The following is a 3,491-nucleotide window of genomic DNA, read 5'->3' as shown; positions in this document are numbered from 1 at the left end:
TCGACCTGACGCGCTATCAGGTCCTGAACTGCTTCATGGGGCGCGCCGGCCTGATCAACTCGGGCGGGGCTTCCGTCGGCAAGGACGACCTGGCCCAGGCGGTGCGCACCGCGGTGATCAACAAGCGCGCCGGCGGCATGGGCCTGATTTCGGGACGCAAGGCCTTCCAGAAGCCGATGAAGGACGGCGTCGAGTTGCTGAACGCGATTCAGGACGTTTATCTCTCGAAGCAGGTGACCGTCGCCTAGGGTCCTTCCCGACGCGAAAATCTGTACCATTTCACCTGCGAGGACCTTCGCCGACGTGCCGCGCTCCGTCGAGTTTTCAGAAATGTCACAGGCCCGTGGCGGCGCCGCCAAGCCCTCGGGCAAAAGGACCTAATCGAATAAATGTCGATTGCGGCGCCGGCCCGGATTCGGTATGGGCTGTGCCGGCTAAGGAGAGTTATGCGAAAAGGAATTTCCCTCGGATTCACTTGTGCGCTTGCCTTGTCCCTGATGTTCGCCGCCCCCGCTCGGGCCCTGGACGCGAAGTACCAGGATGCCAACGGCGACCTGCTCGCCGACGCGCCGGCCGATCCGAGCAAGCTGATCGATCCGCCCGTGCTGATTTTCGCCTACACTCCCGTCGAGGATCCCGCCGTCTACGCCAAGGTCTGGGACGGCTTCCTCAAGCACATGGAAAAGGTCACGGGCAAGAAGGTCGTCTTTTTCCCCGTGCAGTCCAACGCCGCGCAGATCGAGGCGATGCGGGCCGGCCGTCTGCACGTCGCGGGCTTCAACACCGGCGGGACGCCGCTCGGCGTGAACTGCGCGGGCTACGTGCCCTTCGCGATGATGGCGGGCGACAACAACGCCTTCGGCTACGAGATGGAGATCATCACCTATCCGGGCAGCGGCATCGCCAAGGTCGAGGATCTCAAGGGCAAGAAGCTGGCCTTCACCTCCGAGTCCTCCAATTCGGGCTACAAGGCGCCCTCGGCCCTGCTCAGCAAGCAGTTCAACCTGATCGCGAGCCGCGACTTCACCCCGGTGTTCTCCGGCAAGCACGACAACTCGGTGTTGGGTGTCGCCAACAAGGACTACGACGCGGCGGCCGTCGCCAACGAGGTCATGAAGCGGATGATCCAGCGCGGCGTCGTCAAGCAGGACCAGATCGTCTCGATCTACAAGTCGCAGACCTTTCCCACCACCAGCTACGGCACCGTTTACAACCTGAAGCCGGAACTGGCCGCCAAGATCAAGCAAGCCTTCTTCACCTTTCCCTGGGCGGGCTCCGAGCTGGCCAAGGAATTCTCCCAGCAGGGCGTGACCAAGTTCATGGAGATCAATTACAAGACCCATTGGGACATCGTCCGCCAGATCGACGCGACCATGAACGTCAGCTACGCCTGCAAGTAGGCCGGGGCCCCATGCTTGAGATCGAGAAGCTCACCAAGAAATACCCGACCGGCGATCTCGCCCTGACCGACGTCAGCCTCGCGGTGCCCGCGGGCCAGCTGGTGGGATTGATCGGCCCCTCGGGTGCGGGCAAATCCACGCTCATCCGCTGCGTCAACCGGTTGGTCGAACCCAGCTCCGGCAGCATCCGGCTCAACGGCGAGGACCTCACCCGCTTTGGCAAGCGCCGGCTGCGCGAGGCGCGGCGGCGCATCGGGATGATCTTCCAAGAGCACGCCCTGATGGAGCGTCTGACCGTGATGGAGAACGTCCTCTCCGGGCGCCTGGGCTACGTGGGTTTCTGGAAGAGCTTCTTTCGCAAGTTCCCCGGCGAAAGCGTCGCCGAGGCCTTCAAGATCCTCGACCGCGTCGGGCTGGGCGCCTTCCCCAACAAGCGCGCCGACGCCCTGAGCGGCGGCCAGCGCCAGCGCGTCGGCATCGCCCGCGCCCTGCTGCAAAATCCCGACCTGCTTTTGGTCGACGAGCCCACCGCGAGCCTCGACCCCAAGACCTCGCGGCAGATCATGCGCCTGATCTGCGAGCTCTGCGCCGAGCGCGGGCTCTCCGCCATCGTCAACATCCACGACGTGCCGCTGGCCCAGGCCTATCTGCCGCGGATCGTCGGGCTCAAGGCCGGCAGGATCGTCTACGACGGCCCGGCCCAAGGCCTGACGCCGGAGGTGCTCACCCGGATCTACGGCGAGGAGGATTGGGCCAAGACCGAGCGCTCCGAGGACGAGGAGGGCGCCGGGGAGCAGGAGACCCTGAAGGTGGAAAAAGTTCTCGAGGCGTCATGAGCGAGGCGACTTACCCGACAACCTGGACCAAACCCAAGCTGATCCCCAGCCCGGTCAAGCGCTACGGCCTCTACGTCTTGATCGCGGTTTATTTAGCCTTGGCCGTCCGCGACATCGAGTTCGACTGGGGCCGCATGACCGTGGGCCTGGAGCGCGGCTGGGCCTTTCTCTCGGGATTTTTCCATCCCGACCTCCGCTCGCGATGGGAAGAGATCGTCATCGGGATGAAGGAAAGCCTGACGATGACCGTCGTCGCCAGCGTGGCGGGGATCCTGATCTCGGTCCCCTTTGGCCTGGGCGCCGCCAAAAACATCTCGCATCCGGTCGTTTACTTTTTCTGCCGGACGGTCATCGCCTTTTCGCGCAGCTTTCAGGAAGTGATCATCGCGATCCTCTTCGTCGCCATGTTCGGCTTCGGGCCCTTCGCGGGCTTTCTCACCATCGTGGTCGCCACCATCGGTTTCCTCGGCAAGCTCATCGCCGAGGCCATCGAGGACATCGACCCGGCGCAGGTCGAGGCGATCCGTGCGACGGGGGCCTCCTGGGGCCAGACCTTCAACTACGGCGTGCAGCCCCAGATCATGCCCCGCTTCGTCGGCCTCTGCATGTACCGGCTCGACATCAACTTCCGCGAGTCCGCCGTGGTCGGCATCGTCGGCGCCGGCGGGATCGGAGCCACCCTGAACACCGCCATCGAGCGCTACGAGTTCGACGTGGCGGCGGGGATCCTCCTGCTGATCATCGCGATCGTGATCGCCCTGGAGTACGCCTCGGCCTTTGTCCGAAAGAGGGCGCAATGAGCCAACCGGTCTGGAAAAGGCGGACGACCACCCGATCGCTGCTGGCCTGGTTCGCCTGGCTGCTCTTGGTCGCCGTCACCGTCTACTGCTGGAAGGCGATGAACGAGAACACGATCTGGGAGTTCGTCAAGGACTCGCCGCGCCAGATCGCCGAGATCGGCGGCCGGATGTTCCCGCCGAAGTGGGATTATTTTCCGATCCTGCTCAAGCCGCTCTGGGACACGATCAACATCGCGACCCTGGGCACGGCCCTGGGTGTGCTGATGGCGATCCCGGTCTCCTACCTCGCGGCGCGCAACGTGACGCCAAGTCTGTGGGTCTTAAGGCCCATCGCCATGTTCCTCATCGTCGCCTCCCGTTCGATCAACTCCGTCATCTGGGCCCTGCTCCTCGTTTCGATCCTCGGCCCCGGCCTGCTCGCCGGCATCCTGGCGATCGCGCTGCGCTCGGTGGGC

4 protein-coding genes and 1 pseudogene are annotated in these 3,491 nt (G+C 64.3%); all 5 read left to right on the top strand.

Annotated features, from left to right (window positions below; genetic code table 11):
• A partial coding sequence (locus FBR05_15055; protein MDL1873497.1) for a fructose-bisphosphate aldolase occupies nucleotides 1–248 on the top strand: 248 nt, incomplete at its 5' end.
• Between the two features lie 198 nt (nucleotides 249–446).
• Complete coding sequence (gene phnD / locus FBR05_15050) at nucleotides 447–1,400, top strand: phosphate/phosphite/phosphonate ABC transporter substrate-binding protein (protein MDL1873496.1); 954 nt, start codon at nucleotides 447–449, stop codon at nucleotides 1,398–1,400.
• Between the two features lie 11 nt (nucleotides 1,401–1,411).
• Nucleotides 1,412–2,236, top strand: coding sequence for a phosphonate ABC transporter ATP-binding protein (gene phnC, locus FBR05_15045; protein ID MDL1873495.1), 825 nt, complete (start codon nucleotides 1,412–1,414; stop codon nucleotides 2,234–2,236).
• Nucleotides 2,233–3,036: a phosphonate ABC transporter, permease protein PhnE gene (gene phnE, locus FBR05_15040; GenBank protein MDL1873494.1), complete on the top strand. Its 804-nt coding sequence runs from the start codon at nucleotides 2,233–2,235 to the stop codon at nucleotides 3,034–3,036. Before phnC ends, phnE begins: the two co-directional genes overlap by 4 nt.
• A 65-nt stretch (nucleotides 3,037–3,101) precedes the next feature.
• Nucleotides 3,102–3,491, top strand: a pseudogene (locus tag FBR05_15035) (phosphonate ABC transporter, permease protein PhnE).

This window comes from Deltaproteobacteria bacterium PRO3 (assembly GCA_030263375.1).
Taxonomy (GTDB): domain Bacteria; phylum UBA10199; class UBA10199; order DSSB01; family DSSB01; genus DSSB01.
Note: the sequence above shows the minus strand (reverse complement) of the source record. Positions and strands in the feature narration are given on the sequence as shown.